Here is a 2,434-nt window from a genome sequence, read left to right as displayed (position 1 = left end):
GCGGCGCTCTCCACATACCCAACGGCAGCTTTCGCCTTCACCGCAGCGATCCCGGCCTCCACCTCACGGGACCCGGCCAGAATCTCCAGGCAACCATCCGCCAACCCAGCCAACGGATCAGCTGCAGAAAAAGGCACCGCACCGGCCCCGTCCACCTCAGCATCCAGCACGGCAAGGGCAGCACGGATCTCCCCGAACGCCTTCACCACCGCTGCCATCCCCATAACCCCATCTTGGCAAAGGGGTACGACAATCAACCCCGGCAGCACCAGCACGGCCTTGGTGGCGCCGTTTTGGGGATGCAGCCCTTGCTCCGGTACCCTATTGAGGTTGGTGACGTGTCCGAGCGGCCGAAGGTGCAACACTCGAAATGTTGTTTGGTGTAAAAGCCAACGTGGGTTCAAATCCCACCGTCACCGCCACTTAGCAAGGCCCCTGCTTCCCTTTGTTTACAAAGGAATCAGGGGCCTTTGCTTTGCCCAGAGCGGTCCCAATGGCAAAAAATTGGCAAAACCTCTTACGCCAGCCCGACCGCACGCCAACTTTTGAGTGGTCAAGCATGGCTGAGCGACGGTTAGCGATGCGGACCAGTAGCGGCTCCCGCCCTTGTTGGGTGAGATCTGGGCTCGCTTCAAGCGCGGAGTTTGCTATCGTGTCCGAGGTCGCCGCCACAACCTATAGACGACGGCTGAGGCCGCGGGACTTCGGCACACGCAACGGGGGTAACGCAGCGGTGATCACAGCCAGTTAGTATCCACGGATGAACCCCCTTGAAAACGAAGAGTCACTTGCGTCCCGAATGCCGGAAATGGACAGGATAGAGGAAGGGACCAAGGTGGGTTTCGCAGCCGTCTTGTCAGCGATACCAGTGATCGGCGGGTCTGTGGCAGCGGGATTGACTGGTTCCCTCGCAATTGCTGACCGGTATGCCCAGGAGAGATGGCTCCTCATGCTGGCACAGCGAGTGGACGAGCTAGGCGAAGCAGTAGGGCTGGGGCAGGCAGATATCGCAAACGACGCACGTTTCGGGGCGGCAGTAGTCAAGGCCCTGCGGATATCAAGGGAGACCTCGAGTCAGGCGAAGTGCAAAATACTCGCGAACGCGGCCTGCAATAGCGGCTCCTGGGCGCCAAATGAAGAGGCCGTGGCCAATTTCTTCATGCGACTCCTTGAACGCTACGAGCCTGAGCATGTGCTCATTCTCAGTGCCTGCGATGATCCGCAGTCGTTCCTGACGGAGCACCGCGACAATGTGGGCAACGGACAGTTGCACTGGATTTTCGCCAACGTCGTTTACGCAGGGATCGTAGAGTGGGAGCCGCTGGCCAAGGTCGTCTTGAGGGATCTTCATCAAGACAACCTCATCAACGACGCGGTGGGGCTCGGTTACGACATCACAGACGCGGCCCACCGGCTAAGCACCCCTATGGGTCATGAGTTTCTGCGTTTCTGTGCTGACCCTGTTTCGGACGACACAAAAGGCTAGGCGTCGACACGGATCCCCTACGGCTCGCTTTCCTTTCGTCACCGCGGCGCTCCGCCTCTCACAGAGACAACTACGCCTTAGCATTGTTCACGGCGGCGCTCTCCGTGGACCTCACTGGTGTCTACCGGTAACGCGCAAACTCGTGGAGCCCTCCGAGTAGCTCAGGCCGTCCCCGCGGGCATGCAGCCGGTCCCGTCATAGGCCCGCTCAGGAGCACGAAGCGGTGCCTGATGTACGCCCTCTTGGATGAGATGATTCCCGGGGGCATTCTCTGGCAACTAATCAGCCTCATCATTCATTCAGAGGAAAGGGGGAGCCTTCTTGGCACGCTATTACGAGGTAGGGGAGTTACGGGAGAGGTCAGGCGGGTTGACGGCCTCCGCCGCCGAGGGGTGGTTGAAGCATTCGAACAGGCCTGAAACAGGAATGTATGACGTGTTCCTGAGCCATAGCTTTCGCGACGCGCAATTAGTTTTGGGACTTCGGAACCTTCTCACTGATCAAGGACTACGTGTTTACGTTGACTGGATTGATGATCCACAGTTGGACCGGTCACGCGTGTCCACCTCCACGGCTGACCGCCTGCGGGGAAAAATGCAACAGTCGAAGTCTTTGGTGTATGCGACTTCTCGCGCAGCAAGCCAGTCACGGTGGATGTCGTGGGAACTGGGCTACTTCGATGGATACCAAAACGGGTCAAACATATCCATTCTTCCCGTCGAGAGCGGCGGTGGGGAAGATTTCGAAGGTCAAGAGTATTTGGGGTTGTACAAAATAATCGAGAAAGTGAAGGTGGATGTGGCTGGGCCCCCGTTAGCAGTCCAGCGTCTATGCGATAGCTAATGTGTTTTCTTGCGTCCAGTTTTCCCAGTAGCGTTTCGGCGTCATGCCGTCCAGGGATCCGTGGGGCCGTTCATGATTGTAGATAGCTTTCCATTCCTCGGCCAA

3 protein-coding genes, 1 tRNA gene and 1 pseudogene are annotated in these 2,434 nt (G+C 58.2%); 3 read left to right on the top strand and 2 right to left on the bottom strand.

The features are described 5' to 3' along the window. Nucleotides 1-365: pseudogene (locus tag AC1DIP_RS22150) on the bottom strand (hypothetical protein); the annotation flags it as partial. On the opposite strand from AC1DIP_RS22150, the gene AC1DIP_RS22145 reads away from it, so the two are divergent. From AC1DIP_RS22145 to AC1DIP_RS22135, 3 genes are all read left to right on the top strand, one after another. After that, nucleotides 333-422, top strand: a tRNA-Ser gene (locus tag AC1DIP_RS22145). The pseudogene AC1DIP_RS22150 and the gene AC1DIP_RS22145 overlap by 33 nt on opposite strands. 338 nt (nt 423-760) lie before the next feature. Then, complete coding sequence (locus AC1DIP_RS22140; protein ID WP_477735107.1) at nt 761-1,486, top strand: hypothetical protein; 726 nt, start codon at nt 761-763, stop codon at nt 1,484-1,486. A 426-nt stretch (nt 1,487-1,912) separates the two neighbouring features. Beyond that, the gene (locus tag AC1DIP_RS22135; RefSeq protein WP_477735109.1) at nt 1,913-2,329 is read left to right on the top strand and encodes a toll/interleukin-1 receptor domain-containing protein; all 417 of its coding nucleotides are present in this window, start codon (nt 1,913-1,915) and stop codon (nt 2,327-2,329) included. On the opposite strand, the gene AC1DIP_RS22130 is transcribed toward AC1DIP_RS22135, so the two are convergent. Next, on the bottom strand, nt 2,315-2,434 hold a 120-nt coding region (locus AC1DIP_RS22130), incomplete at its 5' end, for an integrase core domain-containing protein (RefSeq protein ID WP_477735108.1). The two genes, AC1DIP_RS22135 and AC1DIP_RS22130, sit on opposite strands and share 15 nt — an antisense overlap.

The organism is Pseudarthrobacter sp. 05T312, from assembly GCF_056396685.1.
This window is presented reverse-complemented; position numbering and strand designations above follow the sequence as displayed.